Raw genomic sequence first — 19127 nt, forward strand, 5'->3', positions numbered from 1 at the left:
CACATCGTTCACACCAGCATCAAACCCTGGCGTCGAACAATAAGCTGTGTGCGTTATGCAGGCTGTCGGCGATTTTCAGTGCCTCCGCTGACGGCAACTGTCGAACAACTTCCCCGGTGTCACCCGCTATCACTTTTACGATAATTTCGCCCGACGATTCGTCGATCGAAAACTCGAGATTGCGTTTTACCGACTGCACAAACTTTTCGATTTCCTGTACTGCCGACTCAAGCCTCTGAGACCTTTCGGCTTCCGAAACCTTGAGCGCCTCTTTACTTTCGGAAGAATCCGAAACCACGGCAGGTGTCGGCACAACCGCGGCCTGAGGAACCTCAGCCGGTTTTTCAGCAACAACAGGCGTCGGTTTAACGGCCTGGTAAGACAAGCTCAATTTAACGCTCATGTCCATATCCATCACCTCCTCAAAGTAAAAAAGCGGAGGAGTACGAACCGCATACTCCCCCGCCAAGTCTTACACCGATATTACTGAAGCAGTTTCAGTACAGCGGATGGCAGCTGGTTGGCCTGAGCCAGAACAGCTTGCGAAGCTTGTTGCAGAGTTTGTTGCTTGGTCAGGTTAGCAGTCTCTTCTGCGAAGTCGGTATCCTGAACGCGACCCAGTGCAGCGGTGGCGTTTTCGTTTACGTTCTGCAGGTTGGAGATGGTGCTGGTCAGACGGTTTTGCGAAGCACCGAGGTTCGAACGGGTTTCGTTGATTTTCGACAGTGCATCGTCGATCGAGCTGATCGCTTTGTCGATATTGGTCGCAGCGGTAGCCGAGTCAGCGCCGGTCAGAGCCAGAGTGCCACTGTCTACAGACAGAGCGACTGCGCCGAAGCCAGTGCTCAGAACCAGGTCGATGTGGTTAGCGTCGCCAGTGTTGGAACCAACTTGCAGAGTCATGGTGCCAGCAGTACCGTCGAGCAGGTTTTTGCCGTTCAGGTTGGTGCTGGTAGCGATACGAGTCAATTCGTCAGACAACTGAGCGAATTCAGCGTTGGTCGCTTTCTGCTCGGAAGTACCGTTGGTACCGTTACGTGCCTGGATAGACAGTTCACGCATACGCTGCAGAAGGTTGGTGGATTCTTGCAGAGCGCCTTCAGCGGTCTGAGCCATCGAGATGCCGTCGTTGGCGTTCTTGATTGCTACGGTCTGGCCACGAACCTGGCTGGTGATACGGGTTGCGATCTGCAGGCCAGCTGCGTCGTCTTTGGCGCTGTTGATTTTCAGGCCAGAAGACAAGCGAGTCATGGAAGTGGACAGAGCGTCGGAGGCGCGACCCAGGTTCTTCTGAACAGCAAGGGAAGCAACGTTAGTGTTTACGCTTAAAGCCATGATGAAATCCTCATTGGTTGGGTGCTGCGGCTTCCGGCCCTGGCGACAGCCGGGTTGGCACAGAGAACCTTCGTAATAGTTATCGTCGTCTACCCTGTTTGCTTTAGGTGTATTTGAAAAAAAATTCCAGCACTTGAGCAATTTTCTTCAAAAACAACGACTTAACGAAAAAACACATTAACCAAGAGGTCTTGCAACTTTAGATAAAACCAGAGTGCCGTCAAAAAACCGCCTTAATCTGGCCTTTAGCCTCTAAGCAATTCTGCTAGTTCGTACTCTATATAGTCGGCCAGTCCAAGCCAATCCTGAGCCTGTTGGCACGCCAGCATGGTCGCCAGCAACTGCACCCATTGTTGCTGGACATCTGGCGAGCGCTCACCAAGATGGCCGCCAGCACTTTCGAAGACATCGATCATATCCAGCCCCGCCTCGACGCTACGCCCCAAACGAAACAGACCGGCGCATGCCGTGCAGTGCGCGATACATTGCTCGAGCGTCGTCATTGCACGAACTCCTCATTAAAAGCTGTGCCAGCAATCATAGCCCCTGCCCGGCTGCTATTGAGGAACTGCACGTTAGGGTGCTGGTGGATATAGCGCTCCAGCTCGCCGAGATAGCGGCGAAAATTGAGCTGGGTCCTGACTCGCTGACCATACCCGTCAAGCACCCATTGCCGCGCATGATCTATAGAAGGACCGAGTGTTCCATCAGCCCACCCGGCATGGGTCTTGTTCATCGGGTAAGCGAAATCGGTACCAAACAGCGTCACCCGTGACGCCCCCATCTGCACCGCCAGATCCACCGCCGGATGAATCACGCTGCCGCCGCCGAACAACTCGCCACGGCTAACGTGCTTGCGCAACTCATCATGGATCGAGCCTGGCGAATAACTGGCGTATCGCGGTCCTTCCCAGGCCTGGATCACCAGAGGGTCGCTCAAGGGCTTATAGACCAGCACGATTTCTGCCGAGTCAGCCGGTGGCAGGTGAGCACTGGTGATTTTCTGATCGATACTCACAACGAAGTCTGGCCTGATGCCGTGGGCGAGCAGCGGCTTGTAGGCGGTGTCTACACAGATAAACAGAGGACGTTGCTCGCCCGCACGAATGCTCAGCAGCCTTTCAAAGTGCTGCTCAAGACTCGGCCCGGTGCCTATCACATACATTTCCCGGCCAACGTGCTGGCCGAACAGCTCGGTCACGTCCCGGTCGGAGCTGACCAGCTCGAGGTTCGCCAGCAAACGCTCAACGATGTGCGGCGCTTGCGGATCGAACTCACGATTATTGAAATGCAGATGGACTTCGCTCACCAGTCGATCCCGAATCCGCGCATTGACCTCGTCCGCCAACTCAAGCTCGGCAGGCAACGCGAAGAACGGCAACTGAATCTCGCGGTAATCAGCGGCATACCCCAGCTCGACCCGTGGATCGCTGAGCCAGGACGTCTGATCCGCTAGCCTGAGCACCAGCGAGAACAAAGCCCCGTTGAGGATATGCACCTGCAGGCGTTGCAAATCGGGGCGCTCCAGCAATACCTGCTGCAGGTCGCCAAGCCCGGTGCCATATAGATGCAGCAGTGATGCCTCAGTTGGCAGGCTGTCAGCCTGCAACCGCGCCTCGGCGTTCCGGTCATGGCGACTGGTCAGTTGTATGCCCGCTACACTCAGAGTCGCCTCGAGTCCATTAACCAGTTCAACCTGAAGCGCCTCGTGATCTTCATCCAGCAACCTGGCAAACACCTGCGGCCAGCGATCCTGAAGCACCGCGGCATTTAACTGGAAGCTGTCAGTCATAAGACCTCACCCAAACTCCGGACAAAAAAATAGCGCTCAAGAGTAACCGTCTTGAACGCTATTTTTTACTGCAATATTCGATCAGGGCCGATAAATGATCGCCGAGCCCCAGGACAAGCCAACGCCAAAACCGCTCAGCGCAACGCGTTTCCAGCTGGCATCCAGCACATGTTTCTCAAGCAGCAATGGAATACTTGAGGAAATGGTGTTGCCCGTTTCCAGCATGTCTTTGATGAATTTTTCCGGCTCGCCTTCAAAGCGTCGCGCTACGGCATCGACAATCGCCGCACTGCCCTGGTGAATGCAGAACGCATCGATGTCGCTCTGATCCAGCCCGGACTCCTGCAACAACTCATGCAGGTGTGCTGGCACCTTGAGCAGTGCGAAGTTGAACACCTGGCGGCCATTCATGAAAAACACGCCATTGCTGACTTTCAAGTGAGCGGCGCCTGAGCCATCCGTACCGAATTTGGCCTTGCCCAACTGCCAGGGCGCGCCCTCCCCCATCCAGGTTGCAGTGGCGGCATCGCCAAACAGCATGGTGGTATTACGATCTTCCGGGTCGACGATCTTCGAATACGGATCGGCGGTGATCAGCAGACCGTTTTTCAGGCCTGCTGCTTCCATGAAACCTTTGAGTGCATAAATGCCGTAAACATAGCCGGAGCAGCCAAGGGAGATGTCGAACGCGGCCACATTCGTTGGCAGGCCCAGTTTGTCCTGAACGATAGCGGCAGTGTGTGGCAAGCCTTCCTCGTCACCGTTCTGCGTGACAACGATCAGCGCATCGATGGACTCGCGCTTGAGGTCCGGATTATTGGCGAACAGGGCGTTGACCGCCTCGACGCACAGATCGGAGGTTTCCTGTGCATCGTCCTTGCGCGGTAGAAAAGCGGAGCCGATCTTGCCAAGGATGAATTCGTCATCCTTGCCGAATTTCGCACCCTGGGCGTAGTTGTCGACGCCAGCCAGAGGTACGTAACTCGCTATGCTTTTTATGCCAATCATCATGGCTTCCCAATATAAATAGCTGAATATCACCGCTTGCCCGATGACTCGGCATCGAAAACAGACGGCTTTTGACCCATGAAAAAAGAGCTGCGAAGGAGTTTGACCGGTCCCGGATTACCGTGAAATCAGCCTGACGCCATCATCGCCCGCGAGCACGATACAGTGAAGATGCGCGTTATGACTCATAGGTCACTAAGTTTTATACCCTTTTAGCGCATGGCATGACACTGTTGAGGGCTGTCATCGTGCAGGGATTCACTAAAAAACTTCAAAATGTCATGGAAGTTTGGGTTGGAATCTCTACGTCTTGTGTACATATCCGTTATCGCGGTCAGGGCTGATATTGGTTGCGCTTTTACAGCGCGTCACTTTTGGTTCCGGAAGCCGGCCCAGCCAAAAGTAACCAAAAGGCTCTTGCCCCACCACTGGGTGCCTCGCTGTCGCTCGGCATACCCGTAATCCGACATTGCTCCGTGGCGCCGCCGCCACCGGCCATCCATGGCCTGAGGCGGCTAAACCGGCATCCCTGCCGCCCCCTCCTTTAACAAGAGCCCCCACACGGCAATATCGAATTCCGGCCGGCGTGGTTTAACGGGGCGCCTAAGATCAAAATCAAAGCAGATCAAAAGCAGGGCCTGGATATACGCGGTTTCATGTGGGAGCGGTGCTTGCCCGCGATTCAGGCGCCGCGGTACGTCAGATATACCGCGGCGCCTGAATCGCGGGCAAGCCACGCTCCCACAAAGTCCGTGCTGGTCGGAGCAGAGGTAGCAAGTTCACACAAACAGGTCGGCTGTCAGGCCGCCGCGCTATTGATTTTGATCTGGGGCGCCCCGTTAAACCACGCTGGCCGAACGCAGATTTGCAACCGTGGGCAACCCGGCAGGACGCCGGGTTAGCCGCACCGGGCCATGGATGGCCCATTGCGGCGGCCCACGGTTCAGGATCTGCGAGCGGGTACACCGAGCGACGGGGTAAAGGCCTTTTGGTTACTTTTGGCTGGGCCGGCTTCCGGAACCAAAAGTGACGCGCTGTAAAAGCGCAACCAATATCAGCCATTACCCCATAACGGATATGTACACTGAAGCCCGAGTAAACCAAAACGCCCCCACAAACATCGCAAGGGCGTCAGAACTCACGCCGAACTAGACGAACAACTGCGACCAGTTCACACCACTCGGCTCACCCAGTGTGAAACCCTTCCCCGTCAACGACAGGTTCTTGTTGTAAGCCTGATCATGCTCGAATTGCCCAGCCCACTTGCCCTTCAAAGTCGCAAGAGCCTGCGGCGCGTCCGGCAGAACACCCGAATGACAGATATGCGCCTGCGGCGTCCATACCGTCATGAAACCGAGCTGGCCAATGTTCAGACACAGGTCGACATCACTGAAGGCCTGCGCGAAATCACTTTCTTCAAAACCACCCACCTCATCAAACAGCTCCTTGCGCACCATCAGACACGCCGCCGAAACGGCCGAGTAGTTTTGCGTCACCTGCAGACGACGCATATAACCCGACTCCTCCGAATCCAGGCCGATAAATGGCGAGCCCACACCGCCATTCAAGCCCAGAATCAAACCAGCCTGAGTGATCTTGCCCTCTGCATCTGTCAGCCTGGCACCCACCACCCCGACCTCGGGACGCTGGGCCTGGTTGAGCAGGTTGCCTATCCAGTTCGGACCCACCACCTCACTGTCCGCAGCCAGCCACAATAGATATTCGCCCCGGGCCTGAGCCGCCATGGCGTTGCACAACGCTGAGGGGCTAAGCCCCGCCTCTACCTCAAGCACCCGCACCCGGCCGCCAGGCTGCTCCAACTGACCCAGCCATTCCAGCATTTGCGGTGCCATGCCCTGATGAGCGGCCACCAATACTTCAAAGCGCAGGTATCGGGTGCGTTGCAAAATGCTGATCACGCAGCGCTGGAGTGACTCAAGCTCGACCTCGCCATGCAGGATCACGCTCACCAGTGGACGCTCGGTGTGGCGATAGTCGATTTGATGGATACCATTGGCCTCGCAAGTGACCTGCGCCTTATAGCCACGAGCACTCAAATGGCGAGTCAATGCCAGTCGCTCCTGAGTATTTTCAGTAGTCGACGGCGTATCACAAATCATCAACGGCTCATCGAGATGAGCCAGCCAGCCCAGACCGCCTTGCTGGATAATTCTCAACAGCAGGTCGAATTCCAGCGCGTCGGTGAATTCAGCAGAGTAACCCCCGGCCTCCATCAGCACATCACGACGGATCAGCCAGTGGCGGGCCATCAATGACGGAATGCTTTGCAGCAGATCCAGGTTGAAGCCTGGTCGGAAGATATCCCGCAACGCCCCGTTTGCCTGACGATGAATTTCGTCGGCGCAGACGGCGCGGCACTCGGGAGCGGCCAGCAACTCAAGGCCGGCCAGCAACAGGCCGGCCGCTGTGAACTGATCACCGGCTTCGGCCAGCATCAGCCACTCAGTGGATAGCTGGCGAGCAATCTGGTTGAGTTTCTCGACATAGTTGCTCTGGGTGACTTTGACGAAGTGCAGCGTGCTGCCGAACGTCGTCGCACTCGGCGGCTCATCAGTCGTGAACACCACCACCTTGAAGCCCTTGTAGAGACCTTCGACCAGGCTGTCGAGCGTGGTCTGCAACTTATGGATGTCGTTGTCGAGATTGAGTACCAGCAATCCAAATTGCGGCGGCGCGCCTTTGGTCTTGAGATAGCGACCTATCGCCCCCTGTTCCTCGCTACTTGGAGTACGGGGTGCCAGCCACTTCAGCAGGCGGCCAGATTGCATTCCGGCCAACGTCTGCTGGCTGTCATATTCATGAAGTGAATCAAGACGCTCGGCCCATGCGCGCATCTTGCGCGCATCATCATGCTCCTCGTTGAGTTCAAGCTGGTGAGCCAGTTCTTTGACCACCCGACGGTTGAAGGCATTGAGTTGCATCGCATCCCACAGGCGGGAGACTCGCGTCTCGGCCGTGTCGGTGGCACGAGCGGCCAACAGCTCTTCCTGCTGAGCCCATGCACCTTCAAGCATCGTAAGCTGAATGCGCGCGGCAGGCATCGCATGCAGGAAAAACTCGATTTCGGTCAACTGGTCAAAAAATGCCTGGTTGTAAAAAGGCATTTCCACATACTGCATGGGACCAAAACGGCGTTCCGGCCCAACCTCGGGGACATTCCAGGTCGATTCGAAAATTGGTTCGTTAGTCAGCGAGCGGCGAGCAAGCAAACATTCGCCCATCGCGTTAAAGCCATCTACCACCACCTGGCGGCGCTGCTCCACGCTGAGATCCTTCATACCCACTGGCAGCGATGCGCAGAAATCAATAAACGCTTCACGCTCCCTGACCGATTGCTCATCGGTGAATAGCAGGGAGTGGGAGACTTCTGTGTTGTGCTCGGAGGTACCGATGTTGACCTCTCGAACGACATACGGGGCATGCAGTACTCGAGCCTTGGCCGAGGCGACAAGAAAATACGTGTGGCCAATTTCCTGCCACTGCATCGAGGTATTTTCCGGCAGTCTGGCGTACCACTCCTGCAGTAGCGAAGTGCGGGTAACGGCATAGAAAGGCGGCACAAACTGCCCCATGAACTCGACAACGCGCTCTTGGGCCAGATCAGAGCCGTAATCTTCCTGGATCTTCTTGTCGCGACGGAGGTATTTGACCTGCTTGCCAATGGACGCATACATCAGGCAATAGCCGTGGCACATGCCGTAGTCAGGGTTGTCGTGCAGGAAATCTACCGAAGCCTGCAACGTGTCGTGCAAGATGAAATCGTCATCCGAGACAAACACCATGTAGGGCGTGGTAACCAGTGGAACTCCGTAGACCAGCTTGGTCTGCAAGCCCCAATAACCAAACTGCGGCAGGTACTGATAGTCGATGTCGGCAACCGTTTGCGTCGGCAGATCCGTTGCTATCTCAGCGGATGAGTCCAGGACCAGAATCCTGCAAGGCAGCGTCTGATAGTAGCGCAACGCCCGACGCAGAAAAGCCGGACGATTGTGACTGATGATCACCAGCGTAAGCTGTTCATTCAACGGCGGGCGATGGCTGGAAAGGTGCTGGCCTTGCATAAATAGTCCCCGTACAACAGGCGATAAAGGATTCAATGACTTTGCATTCAACGATTAGCGGACACGACGCAGATAGCCGTCCATCGCCACGGTGATCAGCAATTTGTTGTGAATCGACTCATCGATTACAAAATCGGCGTTTTCCTTGAGGTAGGCCCAGACGGCGGTCTTCGGGTTATCGCCCTTGCCCCATGGCCGATCCGGGAACGCGTCCTCGGGCATGTCTTCAACCACCGTATCCATCACCACGCAATAGCTGTCCACGGAAACCAGCGGGGAATAAAGACGCAACTCCTCAAGTACGTGCTCGTGAGTGTGATTGGAGTCAAGCACCACGATGACTTTCTTGCCCGCCGCGATAGCACGCACTTGCTCGGCAGTCGCCGGATCAATGCTGGAGGCTTCGATCATCTGGATACGCTTGCTCATCGGGTGACTTTCAATGGCCTCGCGGTTGTGCGGGCGAATATCACGGTCGATACCCAGCACTTCACCATGCCCTTGCAGCTCAAGCAGGGAAGCGTAATAGATGATGGAACCGCCATGAGCGATGCCGCATTCGATGACCAGATCCGGCTTGATGCGCCAGATCAGTTCCTGCATCGCCATCATGTCTTGAGGCAACTGAATGATCGGACGGCCCATCCAGGAAAAGTGATAGGTGTATTTGTGCCGGGCCGACTCGTTGTAGAACTCTTGGGCAAGGGCCTTGAGCTTATGGTCCTGGCCCTGGTCGTTAACTTGCTCGTCGCATTCACGCTGGAATACTTGCAGTGCTGTATCCGTCATTTTTCTGTTCTCGATAAAGATGAGTTGAACCAATAGCCAGAGGCCTTGCGAGAAAAATCTTGCCAATGTGCCGACGCGAACCGGCGCGCATGGTGGCGCTCAACAGCCGTTATTCAGCGCCCTGCCGCCCTTCACTCAAGAGTCCCAACAGCCGCTTGTTGTCACCCCAGAACGCCATGGGTTCATGGGGGGAATAACCGTAATGCCCCAGATTCAAATGCAATGAGGCTCCCCTCTCCCGCAACCGCTGCTCGACCAGCGCCCGAACCGAGATCGGCTGGCCGCTGGCGCAATTGACGACGCCCGAGAAATCCCGGCAGTGCAGCACGCCGACAAGATTGTCGGCAGCCACGTCAATGGCCAGGTAGTCGCGCAACTGGTCACCCGCCGACATGTTGAAAGAGCTGTCACCGGCATCGATCGACCGGTCAAGGCTGGCCAGCAGACTGTTGCTGTTTTGCCCCTCACCGTGCAGATAGAACAGGCGAACCCATTGCAGCGTGAAAGCCTGCTGCCGCTGCAAACTTTCCAGAAACAGACGCAAGGTGTTTTTAGCAAGGCCGTAGGGATTGGTCGGCTGAGCCACGGCGTTTTCATCCAGGGCACCACTTTGCATGCCGTACTCGAAGCAGGTGCCCGTCACCATCACCTGACCGACACCGGCCTCAACGACAGCTTTGATAAAGCGGTAGTCCGCGAACAGGTTCTGCTCGAAATGAAACAAACCCTGGTAGTTAGGCAGGCCTGGCCAGGCCAGATGCACGAGGGCATCGATACCCTTGGTAAGCGCCGCCACATTGAGATCATCAGCGTGAATATCCGCGCTGACGAACTCGACGTCTTTTATCCACGGCATGCTTTGTGCGACCTGAGCATTGCGGGCAACGGCGCGGACACGGCAGCCTTTGTTCAGCAAAGCGCTGACAACATGGCGGCCGACAAACCCGGTCGCCCCCGTGACCAGTACATGCAAGCCCGTCACAGGACTTTCAACTCTGGAATAGCCACGACAAAACGCCCTCCCCAACTGTTCACACCCGCGAACTGCCCGGTGATCTCATCGATCAGATTCCAGGGCAGCACTAATACGTAATCAGGCTTTTCTAGCGCGATACGCTCAGGCTCGACCACCGGAATGCGACTGCCCGGCAGGAACTTGCCTTGCTTGTGTGGGCTGGCGTCAGCGACCCACGCCAACAGATCGGGCTTGATGCCCGCGTAGTTGAGCAGGGTGTTGCCCTTGGCCGCCGCGCCGTAGCCGACCACGCGCTTGCCATCGGCCTTGGCCTGCAGCAGGAAGCGCAGCAACTCATGCTTGATACGCTCGGCAGCCGGAGCGAGGCTGGTATAGAACTGCGCGGTTTTCACCCCAGTGTTCAACTCGGCCTCAAGTACACGCTGCACAGCGGGCATCTGATCATGCTGTCCACCGTCGGCGCGCTGCACGAAGACCCGAAGCGAGCCGCCATGAGTGGGCAGTTCACTGACGTCGAACACGCTCAGGCCATTACGCTCGCACAGGGTCTGCACCGCAGTGAGCGAGAGGTAGGAATAGTGCTCGTGATATAGCGTGTCGAATTGCGCGCCTGCCATTAACGTCAGCAGATGAGGAAACTCGAAAGTTGCCACGCCGCCGGGTTTGAGCAAGGTGGCGAAACCGCTCAGGAAATCATTGATGTCTGGTACATGGGCCAACACGTTGTTGGCGGCCATCAAGTCAGCAGCCCAGCCCTGCTCCAACAACTGCGAGGCGCTCTCACGGCCGAAAAACAGCTCGCGAATCTCCAGGCCTTTGGCCCGCGCTGCCTGAGCGGTGCTGTGGGTTGGCTCGACACCCAGACAGGCAATCCCGCGCCGGGCTACGTACTGCAACAGGTAACCGTCGTTGGCCGCGACTTCCACGACCCGGCTCTGCTCATTCAAGCCAAAACGCTCGACCATGGTCGCCACGTAATGCTCGGCATGCTCCAGCCAGGTACTGGAAAAAGAACTGAAGTAAGCGTAATCGGCATCAAACAGGCTGTCGGCCCGCGTGTAGTCCTCGGTCTGCACCAGCCAGCAGGACTGGCAGACCTGAACTTTCAGCGGCACCCACTGCTCGGCGCTGTCCAGTTGCTCTGCCCGCAGGTAGGCGTTGGAAGGCGGCGATGTCCCCAGATCAATCAGCGGCAGGCTCAAAGCTGCACCGCACCCACGGCAATTCATAAACGCACTCCGGCGAATTGGGCATCCAGCAAGGGATGCGAAAGATCTCTTTCCGACAGATTCTTGACGGGGAGCGGCCAGGTAATACTCAGGCGTGGGTCATGCACGCTGAGCCCACCTTCGTGACCCGGCGTGTAATCGGCGCTGTGCAAATAAAGCAATTCGGCGTCGTCGGTCATGGCCTGAAAGCCATGGGCGAAACCGGCCGGCAGCAGCAGGCTGCGACCGTCACCCGCTCGCAGGTATTCGGCATGCCAGTGCAGGAAGGTCGCCGAATCGGGACGCAGATCCACCGCGACATCCCAGACTTCACCCCGCAGACAGCTGATCAGCTTGGCTTCAGGCAGGCTGGCATTCTGATAATGCAGGCCTCGCACGGTCCCGCGCTCACGCGTACAGGAATGATTGATCTGACGGATATGAAACGGCTGGCCAAACTGGCTGAGGCTGCCTTCGCAAAACAGTCTGGAGAAATGCCCGCGCTCATCGGCATGGTATTTATGTTGAACGCTGAACAACCCGTCCAGCGGCAACGCATGCAACATGAACTCGCTCAATGCGACCCCCGATACAGATTCAATTGAGTGAGGGTCACTTCACGCATGTCTTTGCCAGCCTTCCACGCCAAGTGCCAGTCCAGCGTCTGCTCCAGACATTGCTGCAACGACCAGCGAGGTTTCCAGTCCAGCATCTGCCGGGCACGGCTGCTGTCCAGGCGCAAGAGACCGGCTTCATGCAGATCAGTCGGCTCGATACGCAAGCCCGGGGCCTGAGGCCAGCGACGGGCAAGCAGTTCGACCACTTCGCCGACGCTGCACATGTCCGCATCGCCAGGACCGAAGTTCCACGCCCCGGCAAAATCCGGACCCTGCTGATACAACCCAGCTGCCAGCAACAGATAGCCAGCCAGCGGCTCCAGCGCGTGCTGCCAAGGGCGCACCGCCTGCGGATAACGCAAGGTCACCGGCTCATTGGCCGACCAGGCCTTGAGTACATCGGGAATCAGGCGCTCCGGTGCAAAATCGCCACCGCCCAGCACGTTACCTGCACGGGCAGTGGCCAGCGCCAGGCCGTGTTCGGCGTAACGCGCTGCCGGAAAAAACGAAGCCGCATAAGACTGGGCAAGCAACTCGCAACAGGCCTTGCTGCTGCTGTACGGGTCATGCCCGCCCAGCGGCTCGTTCTCGCGGTACGGCCAGAGCCATTCCTGATTCGCATAGACTTTGTCGGTGGTGACCAGCACGCAAGCGCGCACACCGCCGACCTGGCGAATGGCTTCAAGCACATTGAGCGTGCCCATGACATTGCTGGAATAAGTCCCCAGTGGATCGCGATAACCTTCACGCACCAGCGGTTGCGCAGCGAGATGCAGGACGATTTCCGGCTGGGTCTCGGCGATGATTTCCAGCAGAGCCCCCAGATCACGTAGATCACCGCGCTGGTCATTGATACCTTCGGCAACCCCGGCCAGCTCGAAGAGGCTTGGCTCGGTGCCGGGTTCAAGGGCAAATCCCGTGACGCTGGCGCCCATACTTTTCAGCCACAACGCCAGCCAGCTGCCTTTGAACCCCGTGTGACCGGTCAACAGAACGCGCTTGCCGCTCCAGAACTGTGAACTCAGCCCCACTGCTTCCATGGGGCCTCCCCGCTCTGCCACAGTTGCTCCAGGTGGTTCTTGTCACGCAGGGTGTCCATGGGGTGCCAGAAACCTTCGTGCTGGAAAGCCTTCAGTTCTCCACGCGCGGCAAGGCCCATCAGGGGTTCGGCCTCCCAGGTGGTATCGTCACCGGAGATCAGCGGCAACACTTTGGGTGACAACACAAAGAAGCCACCGTTGATCCAGCCGCCATCACCACGAGGCTTTTCGGAAAAACCGAGCACCAGGTCGCCATCGCGCTCCAGAGCACCATAACGTCCTGGCGGCTGGACGGCAGTTACCGTCGCGAGCTTGTTGTGAGAGAGATGAAAGTCCACCAGAGCGCTGATGTTTAGATCAGAAACACCGTCGCCGTAGGTAAAGCAGAAAGCTTCTTCGTTCTCCAGGTAGCGGCCAGCACGGCGCAGGCGCCCACCGGTCATGGTCTCCTCACCGGTATCGATCAGGGTCACGCGCCAGGGTTCGCTGTAGTTCTGGTGGACGTCCATGCGGTTGTTGCACATGTCGAAGGTGACGTCAGAGGTATGCAGGAAGTAGTTGGCGAAGAAATCCTTGATCGCATAGCCCTTGTAGCCCAGGCAAATCACGAAGTCGTTGATGCCGTGAGCGGAGTACTGCTTCATGATGTGCCAGAGAATTGGCTTGCCCCCGATTTCGATCATCGGCTTGGGCTTGAGATGTGACTCTTCGCTGATCCTTGTCCCCAGCCCACCGGCCAGAATTACTGCCTTCATCTCATCCCCTCTTCCACTTCACAGGGCCCCGTCAAGCTTTCGGGGGCTTTGCCATCTGGACAAACAGTCAACGCTACCGGGATAGCGCTCATCGGCTGGCGCAAATACACGTTTTATGACGATATAAGGGGAAATATGCAGGAAGCGCGCCAGCCTGGATTGCCCAGGCCAGCGTCAACAAAGGGTCATGCGAAGTGTGTCAGTCGGCAAGCCAGCCGTTGACCCAATGCTCAAGGTTATCACCACGGAGCACGAAGTCCCGGAGCACCATCTCACGGAGCTGATCACCCATACGATAGCTGGCCTCAGGGTCAGCGAGATGCATACGAATAGCCTCCAGCCATTCCTGGGTGCTGTTGCTCTTCACCCGGGTGCAGGGCAGATAACCACGATAAGCCGCAGTGTCGGTACACACCACCGGGTAGCCACAGGCTCCGTACTCCAGCAGGCGCAGGTTGCTCTTGCAGTCGTTGAAGATGTGGAACTCCAGCGGTGCAAGGGCGAGATCAAGGTTCAGGCTGGCCAGTTTGGCCGGGTAGGCGCTCAGGCTAATGACGCCATGAAATTCATGGATATAAGGACGCAACTCGTCCGGACACATTCCAAAGAACACCCACTCCACTTCGTCAGCCAACGCGCGAACAACCTCGGCAATGATCTCCAGGTCGCCGCTATGACTGGTACCGCCGCCCCAGCCAACCCGAGGCTTTCTGGAAGTCCTGCGCTGGCTGCGCAGATTGTTCCACATGGACGCCTCCAGCATGTTAGGCACCACCCGAATATCGGTGTGCATGCTCGATAACGCGTCGGCCAACGACTCGGTGGTGACCACCACGCGATCACAAAGACCTATGGCGCGACGCACCATACGCTCCATTTCGTCCTGCTCCGGCTTGTTGCGGGCATGCAGGTTTTTCTTCGTGGACTCTATGACATAGTCATCGAGCTCATAAATGCGCCGCGCCCTGGAGAAGGTTTTCATCGGCACGATTTCATTGATCGGGCCTTCACTGTAGCGACACTGCAGGATGATCACGTCCGGATCCAGCCGCTCGAATTCAATAGTCGACGGCGTGGAATAGTAAACCTGCCCTGTCGCCCTACCCGCTGCCTGAAGCTCGGCAAGAGGCTGAACCACCCGGTAATGCCCAACGGCGCTAGCATTGATAGGCAAGGCCGCGACTACCGGCAGCGTCTTGCGCACGAACGGACGCCAGCCAGTAGTCAAGCCAGGATCGAGCCCAAAGCTGCCGCCACCCAAGGTATTGAGCGAGAGGTTGACGTTGTAGGCAGGGTCCCGGGCAATGATCGGCAACCAGCGCTTGTAGTAGGTGCCCGCCTCTAAAGCCTTGCGCTCCTCCAGCTCCGCATCGACCGTGACCGGTCGGTTGCCCAGAGCCAGTTGAGCGTAAGGCGTCCAGACCACCAGATAACCTTTCTGGCGAATCCGCAGGCACAGGTCTACATCGCCCAGGGTGCTGGAAAAACTCGACTCATCCAGCCCGCCCACCTCATCAAACACCCGCTTGCGCACCAACAGGCAATCAGCCCCAACTGCACTGAGGTCATGGGCCACCTGCAAACGGTGCATGTAGCCAGCCGCATGACCGGCAACTCCGTTAAATGCTGAGTTTGCCGGACCATGGAGCCCGAGGATCAATCCGGCATGCACAACACTGCCAGACGGGCTGAACAGCTTCGCCCCCACTACCGCGACCTCAGGACGTTGTCCGTGATTGAGCAACTCGTCGAGCCAGTCGGATTCGGTCACCACCGCAAAAGAGTTAAGCATCAGCAGGTATTCGCCCCGGGCATGCTCGGCTGCGAAATTGTACAGAGCAGCAGTATTGCCCTGCTCCGGGTAACTCAACACCCGCAACTTGCCGCCGCCCAATTGCGCCATGGCCTCCAGCCAGGCCAGGGTGCCAGGTTGCTCGCTGCCGTTGTCCACCAGCAATAACTCGTATTCGGTGTAGGCCGTTTTTTCCAGCAGACTTTCTGCACAGCGCTGCAAGGCCGCTATCTGATCCTTGCAGGTGATGATGATCGACACCAGTGGGCGTTCTGCGTGTCGGTAATCGATCCGGTTAAGCAGTGGCATGCTGCCCTGACGCAGATCATGCTCAACCCCCAGACGCTGAAGATGCGCGCGCAGCAAGGCCGGGTTCTGCTCGACCACTTCTGGCTGGGCCAGCCAGCCGGAAAGGCCCAGCGGCGCTTCCACCAGAATATCGCTGATGTGCTCCACCACATGGGTTCCATGGGTTTCTACCAGACGCCAGAGAACATCGTGAGGGGCCAGCTCGCCAAAAACCGCATCGAAACCACCGACGGCAAGAAACTGCTCGCGGTTAAAGGCCAGCATGCGCCCAACGTAGGGGTAGCTGCGCAGCAGATCCAGATTGAAATCGGGCTTGAAGATCGGGTCTACGGACTCACCTTCGCGCAGCCCGCCTTCATCACTGTAGAAACACAAGGCATCGGCAAAGGCGACAATCCGCTCGGCCATCACCAGCAAGGCTGGCGCCATAACCCGGTCGCCCGCCTGCAACAGATAAAACCAGTCAGCGCCCTGTAACTGCCCCAATACTTCATTGAGCTGTTGTTGCCAGTTGTCCTGGAGCGGCATGCGCAGCGTATTACCCTCCAGAAGTGTCTCGGTGCAGCTGCGGGATAGCACCAGTACCAGGTGCGGCGGATAATCTTGTGCTTCGAGGCTTTGCAGGGTCACCGCCAGCTCGCCGCCAATAACCTGATCATCAATGATCACCGGAACGATTTTGGGCAGCCAGGACCAGCTATCCAGAGTCTCCGGCAAAAGGTTGCGCTGAATCTCGGAGAGGGAGCGGCACGCCAGCCATTGCTCGTACAACTCGGAAAAGCTCTGCGCCTTGACGCCAACCCGCCATGGAAGCGTGGTCTGCCGAGTCCCCATCGAACGGCTGATGCAAATCTCTTCCCAGACCCGCGGGGCCTCATGGGCCCGGCTCAGTGGCAGGTAACGAACCCAGCCATGGGCCGGCGCTGACTCACCACTACGCCCTTTGAGCATCTGCTTCAACCACTCGCGCTCTACCCGCACGGCATCTTTCATAGACGGCTGTGTGCTCAAGCGATCGGGGTACAGCCGCTCCACGCTTAAGATGTCGTTGAGCAGCACAAGGTTGCCACGACGCAACAAGCATACATACAAAGCGAAATCGAGGCTTGCGACAAAGCAATTGTCCGGCTGGGTCAGGGCGGGCAGCAGCTCCTGAATATCGGCGCGACGAAACAACGTACTGCTGAAACCACCCAGGAAGTTGACCGGGAACGACTCGATTATCGCCAGCAGATCATCGCCCTTGAGGATCGAACTCTGCGGACAGATCACGTCATTTTCCAGACGTTGCGGAAGCTGTATGTTGTCCGCATCCCAAAGCATTCGCTGTGCACAAACCAGGCTCGCATCGGCTTGCTCTATCAGTGCATTGGCCTGCGCCTCGATACAGCTGGGAAAAACAAGATCATCATCACAAAAAAACTTGATGAACTCGCCCTGAGCCTCATTGAGGCATACCTGCAGATTACCCGTCAGACCCAGATGTTCAGCATTACGTACATAGCGCAGACTGACGCTCGCAGCATCGCTAAACGAATCAAAAATCGCCTTGATTTCGCTGCCACGACTGTCATCACAGACGATCACTTCAAGATTGGAATACGTCTGGTGCAGGGCACTGACCAGTGCAGCGTTGAAAAAGCGCGGGTTATAGGCGGGGATGACAATGCTGACAAGAGGAGCTGGATTCACTGGACATACTCACGAGCGGCGGGCCTGCCTTACGGATCAAGCCCCTTAACCGCTGAAAAAGACGGTTTGCTCGGCGATGCGCCGCATTTCTGCGGCGTTGCACTTACAACTGACTGAACAGGTTCAACTGTGCAAGCTTGGTAAATACCAACTGCGAAGCCGTCAGCATGGTTTGCTGCATGGTCAAACGCCCGATGGCATCAACCGGATCGGAGTCGGTAATTTTGCCCTGTTCCAGCTTGTTGTTGCCTTTGAGCAGATCATTGGTCACACCTTGATCATCGGCACTGGCCTGACGGGCACCACCAGCGGAAATGGCAGTGGAAACCCTCTCGGTACCGCTGGCGATGTTACCCAGAGCAGAATCCAGAGCAGCCTGCAATTTCTGACCAGCCACTGGATTGCCATCGGCTGGCGTGCTCAGCGCAGTGATCACCGACGACAGGGTATTGAGTACGTTCTGGGTCTTCTGAGTGCCGCCCTTGACCACAAACTGGTCATTGATATCTGGCGTGCCATTGATCGTGAAGTTGATCCCGGAAGCACTGATGGTCGTGTTCGGTGGCGTCAGCGTCATCGTACCGCTGGAAACCGGCGTGCTGCTGCTGGTGATCGGCGAGGCATACAACGCATAGTCGGTAGCCGAGGTGAACTTGAGGACCGCGCCACCGGCAGGGAACGTATTGTTATACGCTGCCATCTCTGCGGCACTGCTGCCCACCGCTGCACCGGTAATCACTGCACCGGACGTGTTGCCGTTGCTGCGCGTGGTGCTGATTTTGTCTGTCGTGGCAGCCAGAGTGAAGGTACGCTCAGGAGGCCCGGCAATAGCCGCGTCGGCAAGCGCCGGATCGGCCCGTTCGGCATCCGTAAGGTTCACATTGAGCGAAAACTGTACGCCACGAAAATTAACCGTCTGGGACGCGGCATTTGCCGACGAGAAATTACCCCCGCTGCTCGCATCGATTGTGACGTCAGTGTTGGTCGCCAGACTCGTGATCTTGTACTGCGTACTGCTCAAAAAAGTCAGCTCGTAAGGCTGCCCTGCCAGGTATTCCGCCGAGTAGGCAGCGCTGGACGCAACACTCCCCCCGGACAGGCTGATCTTGCCGTCATTGGTTGCCGGTGAGGTCAGAGTCGACGAGGTGCGCGTGCTGTTGACTGCCGTCTCGAAAGCATCCCAGCCGGTGGTATTGCTGGCCACACTCAAGCCGTCGCCAATGGCGAGGTTGATGGAAGTCTGGTCGCCGTTGTAAGAGTACGTGCCGTCCGAATTCAGGGAGTACGGTGCTGTCGAGGTCTTCGAACCGGAAAACAGATACTCGCCGTTGGCGTCCTGGCTGTTCATGAGCCCCAGAATTTGGGTCTGAACCGCTTTCAATTCGTCAGCGGCGGATTTACGGTCGTTGTCTGTGTAAGTACCGTTACCTGCGGCAATAATCAGTTCCGACGCCCTTTGCAGCGAATTCTGAATACTCTTCAAGGCCGTCTCGGACTTGGTCACATTGGTGCCAATGGTACTGATGTTGGCACCGTACTGAGTCAGCATCGAGTTTTGCTGGGACAACTCCAGCACTCGTGCAGCACCCACCGGATCATCGGCAGCAGTATTGAGCTTGATCCCGCTGGCGACCTCTTCGCCCGTCTGGTTCACCTTGGCATAGGTACGCTGGTAATTGGCGGTACTGGTTTCGTAAAACTGAGCAGTTGAAATACGCATGGATTACGCCCC

At 57.2% G+C, this 19127-nt stretch carries 14 protein-coding genes; all 14 read right to left on the minus strand.

The genetic code is table 11. The features are described 5' to 3' along the window. Nucleotides 1–19: 19 nt before the first annotated feature. The 14 genes from CKW31_RS11055 to CKW31_RS11125 all read right to left on the minus strand — a co-directional run bounded on the left by CKW31_RS11055 (nucleotide 20) and on the right by CKW31_RS11125 (nucleotide 19115). Nucleotides 20–409, minus strand: coding sequence for a flagellar protein FlaG (locus CKW31_RS11055; protein WP_095094527.1), 390 nt, complete (start codon nucleotides 407–409; stop codon nucleotides 20–22). 74 nt (nucleotides 410–483) lie between these two features. After that, complete coding sequence (locus tag CKW31_RS11060; protein ID WP_095094529.1) at nucleotides 484–1335, minus strand: flagellin domain-containing protein; 852 nt, start codon at nucleotides 1333–1335, stop codon at nucleotides 484–486. A gap of 245 nt (nucleotides 1336–1580) precedes the next feature. Continuing rightward, a complete protein-coding gene (locus tag CKW31_RS11065; protein ID WP_095094531.1) occupies nucleotides 1581–1838 on the minus strand; it encodes a hypothetical protein in 258 nt (85 codons plus the stop codon). Continuing rightward, on the minus strand, nucleotides 1835–3127 hold the full coding sequence (locus CKW31_RS11070) for a motility associated factor glycosyltransferase family protein (protein ID WP_095094533.1): 1293 nt from the start codon (nucleotides 3125–3127) through the stop codon (nucleotides 1835–1837). Before CKW31_RS11070 ends, CKW31_RS11065 begins: the two co-directional genes overlap by 4 nt. A gap of 81 nt (nucleotides 3128–3208) precedes the next feature. Beyond that, nucleotides 3209–4135: a ketoacyl-ACP synthase III gene (locus CKW31_RS11075; RefSeq protein WP_095094535.1), complete on the minus strand. Its 927-nt coding sequence runs from the start codon at nucleotides 4133–4135 to the stop codon at nucleotides 3209–3211. Between the two features lie 1148 nt (nucleotides 4136–5283). Continuing rightward, complete coding sequence (locus tag CKW31_RS11085) at nucleotides 5284–8217, minus strand: TIGR00180 family glycosyltransferase (RefSeq protein ID WP_095094537.1); 2934 nt, start codon at nucleotides 8215–8217, stop codon at nucleotides 5284–5286. Nucleotides 8218–8271: 54 nt separating this feature from the next. Further along, nucleotides 8272–9006 (minus strand): cephalosporin hydroxylase family protein, encoded by a 735-nt coding sequence (locus tag CKW31_RS11090; RefSeq protein ID WP_095094539.1) that lies wholly within the window; start codon nucleotides 9004–9006, stop codon nucleotides 8272–8274. Nucleotides 9007–9115: 109 nt separating this feature from the next. Beyond that, nucleotides 9116–9979 carry an NAD(P)-dependent oxidoreductase gene (locus CKW31_RS11095; protein WP_095095130.1) on the minus strand — a complete coding sequence of 288 codons (864 nt, stop codon included), beginning with the start codon at nucleotides 9977–9979 and terminating at the stop codon, nucleotides 9116–9118. Nucleotides 9980–9984: 5 nt separating this feature from the next. After that, the gene (locus CKW31_RS11100; protein WP_095094541.1) at nucleotides 9985–11211 is read right to left on the minus strand and encodes a class I SAM-dependent methyltransferase; all 1227 of its coding nucleotides are present in this window, start codon (nucleotides 11209–11211) and stop codon (nucleotides 9985–9987) included. After that, nucleotides 11208–11768 carry a dTDP-4-dehydrorhamnose 3,5-epimerase family protein gene (locus CKW31_RS11105; RefSeq protein ID WP_095094543.1) on the minus strand — a complete coding sequence of 187 codons (561 nt, stop codon included), beginning with the start codon at nucleotides 11766–11768 and terminating at the stop codon, nucleotides 11208–11210. The genes CKW31_RS11100 and CKW31_RS11105 overlap by 4 nt, the downstream gene beginning before the upstream one ends. After that, the gene (gene rfbG / locus CKW31_RS11110) at nucleotides 11765–12847 is read right to left on the minus strand and encodes a CDP-glucose 4,6-dehydratase (protein ID WP_095094545.1); all 1083 of its coding nucleotides are present in this window, start codon (nucleotides 12845–12847) and stop codon (nucleotides 11765–11767) included. Before rfbG ends, CKW31_RS11105 begins: the two co-directional genes overlap by 4 nt. Beyond that, the gene (rfbF, locus tag CKW31_RS11115) at nucleotides 12829–13602 is read right to left on the minus strand and encodes a glucose-1-phosphate cytidylyltransferase (protein ID WP_095094547.1); all 774 of its coding nucleotides are present in this window, start codon (nucleotides 13600–13602) and stop codon (nucleotides 12829–12831) included. Before rfbF ends, rfbG begins: the two co-directional genes overlap by 19 nt. 199 nt (nucleotides 13603–13801) lie before the next feature. After that, nucleotides 13802–17395 carry a glycosyltransferase gene (locus CKW31_RS11120; protein ID WP_095094549.1) on the minus strand — a complete coding sequence of 1198 codons (3594 nt, stop codon included), beginning with the start codon at nucleotides 17393–17395 and terminating at the stop codon, nucleotides 13802–13804. A 103-nt stretch (nucleotides 17396–17498) separates the two neighbouring features. After that, the gene (locus CKW31_RS11125; protein ID WP_095094551.1) at nucleotides 17499–19115 is read right to left on the minus strand and encodes a flagellar hook-associated protein 3; all 1617 of its coding nucleotides are present in this window, start codon (nucleotides 19113–19115) and stop codon (nucleotides 17499–17501) included. Between the last annotated feature and the right edge of the window lie 12 nt (nucleotides 19116–19127).

The sequence above is a fragment of the Pseudomonas sp. Irchel 3A5 genome, assembly GCF_900187575.1.
Taxonomy (GTDB): Bacteria; Pseudomonadota; Gammaproteobacteria; order Pseudomonadales; family Pseudomonadaceae; genus Aquipseudomonas; species Aquipseudomonas folii.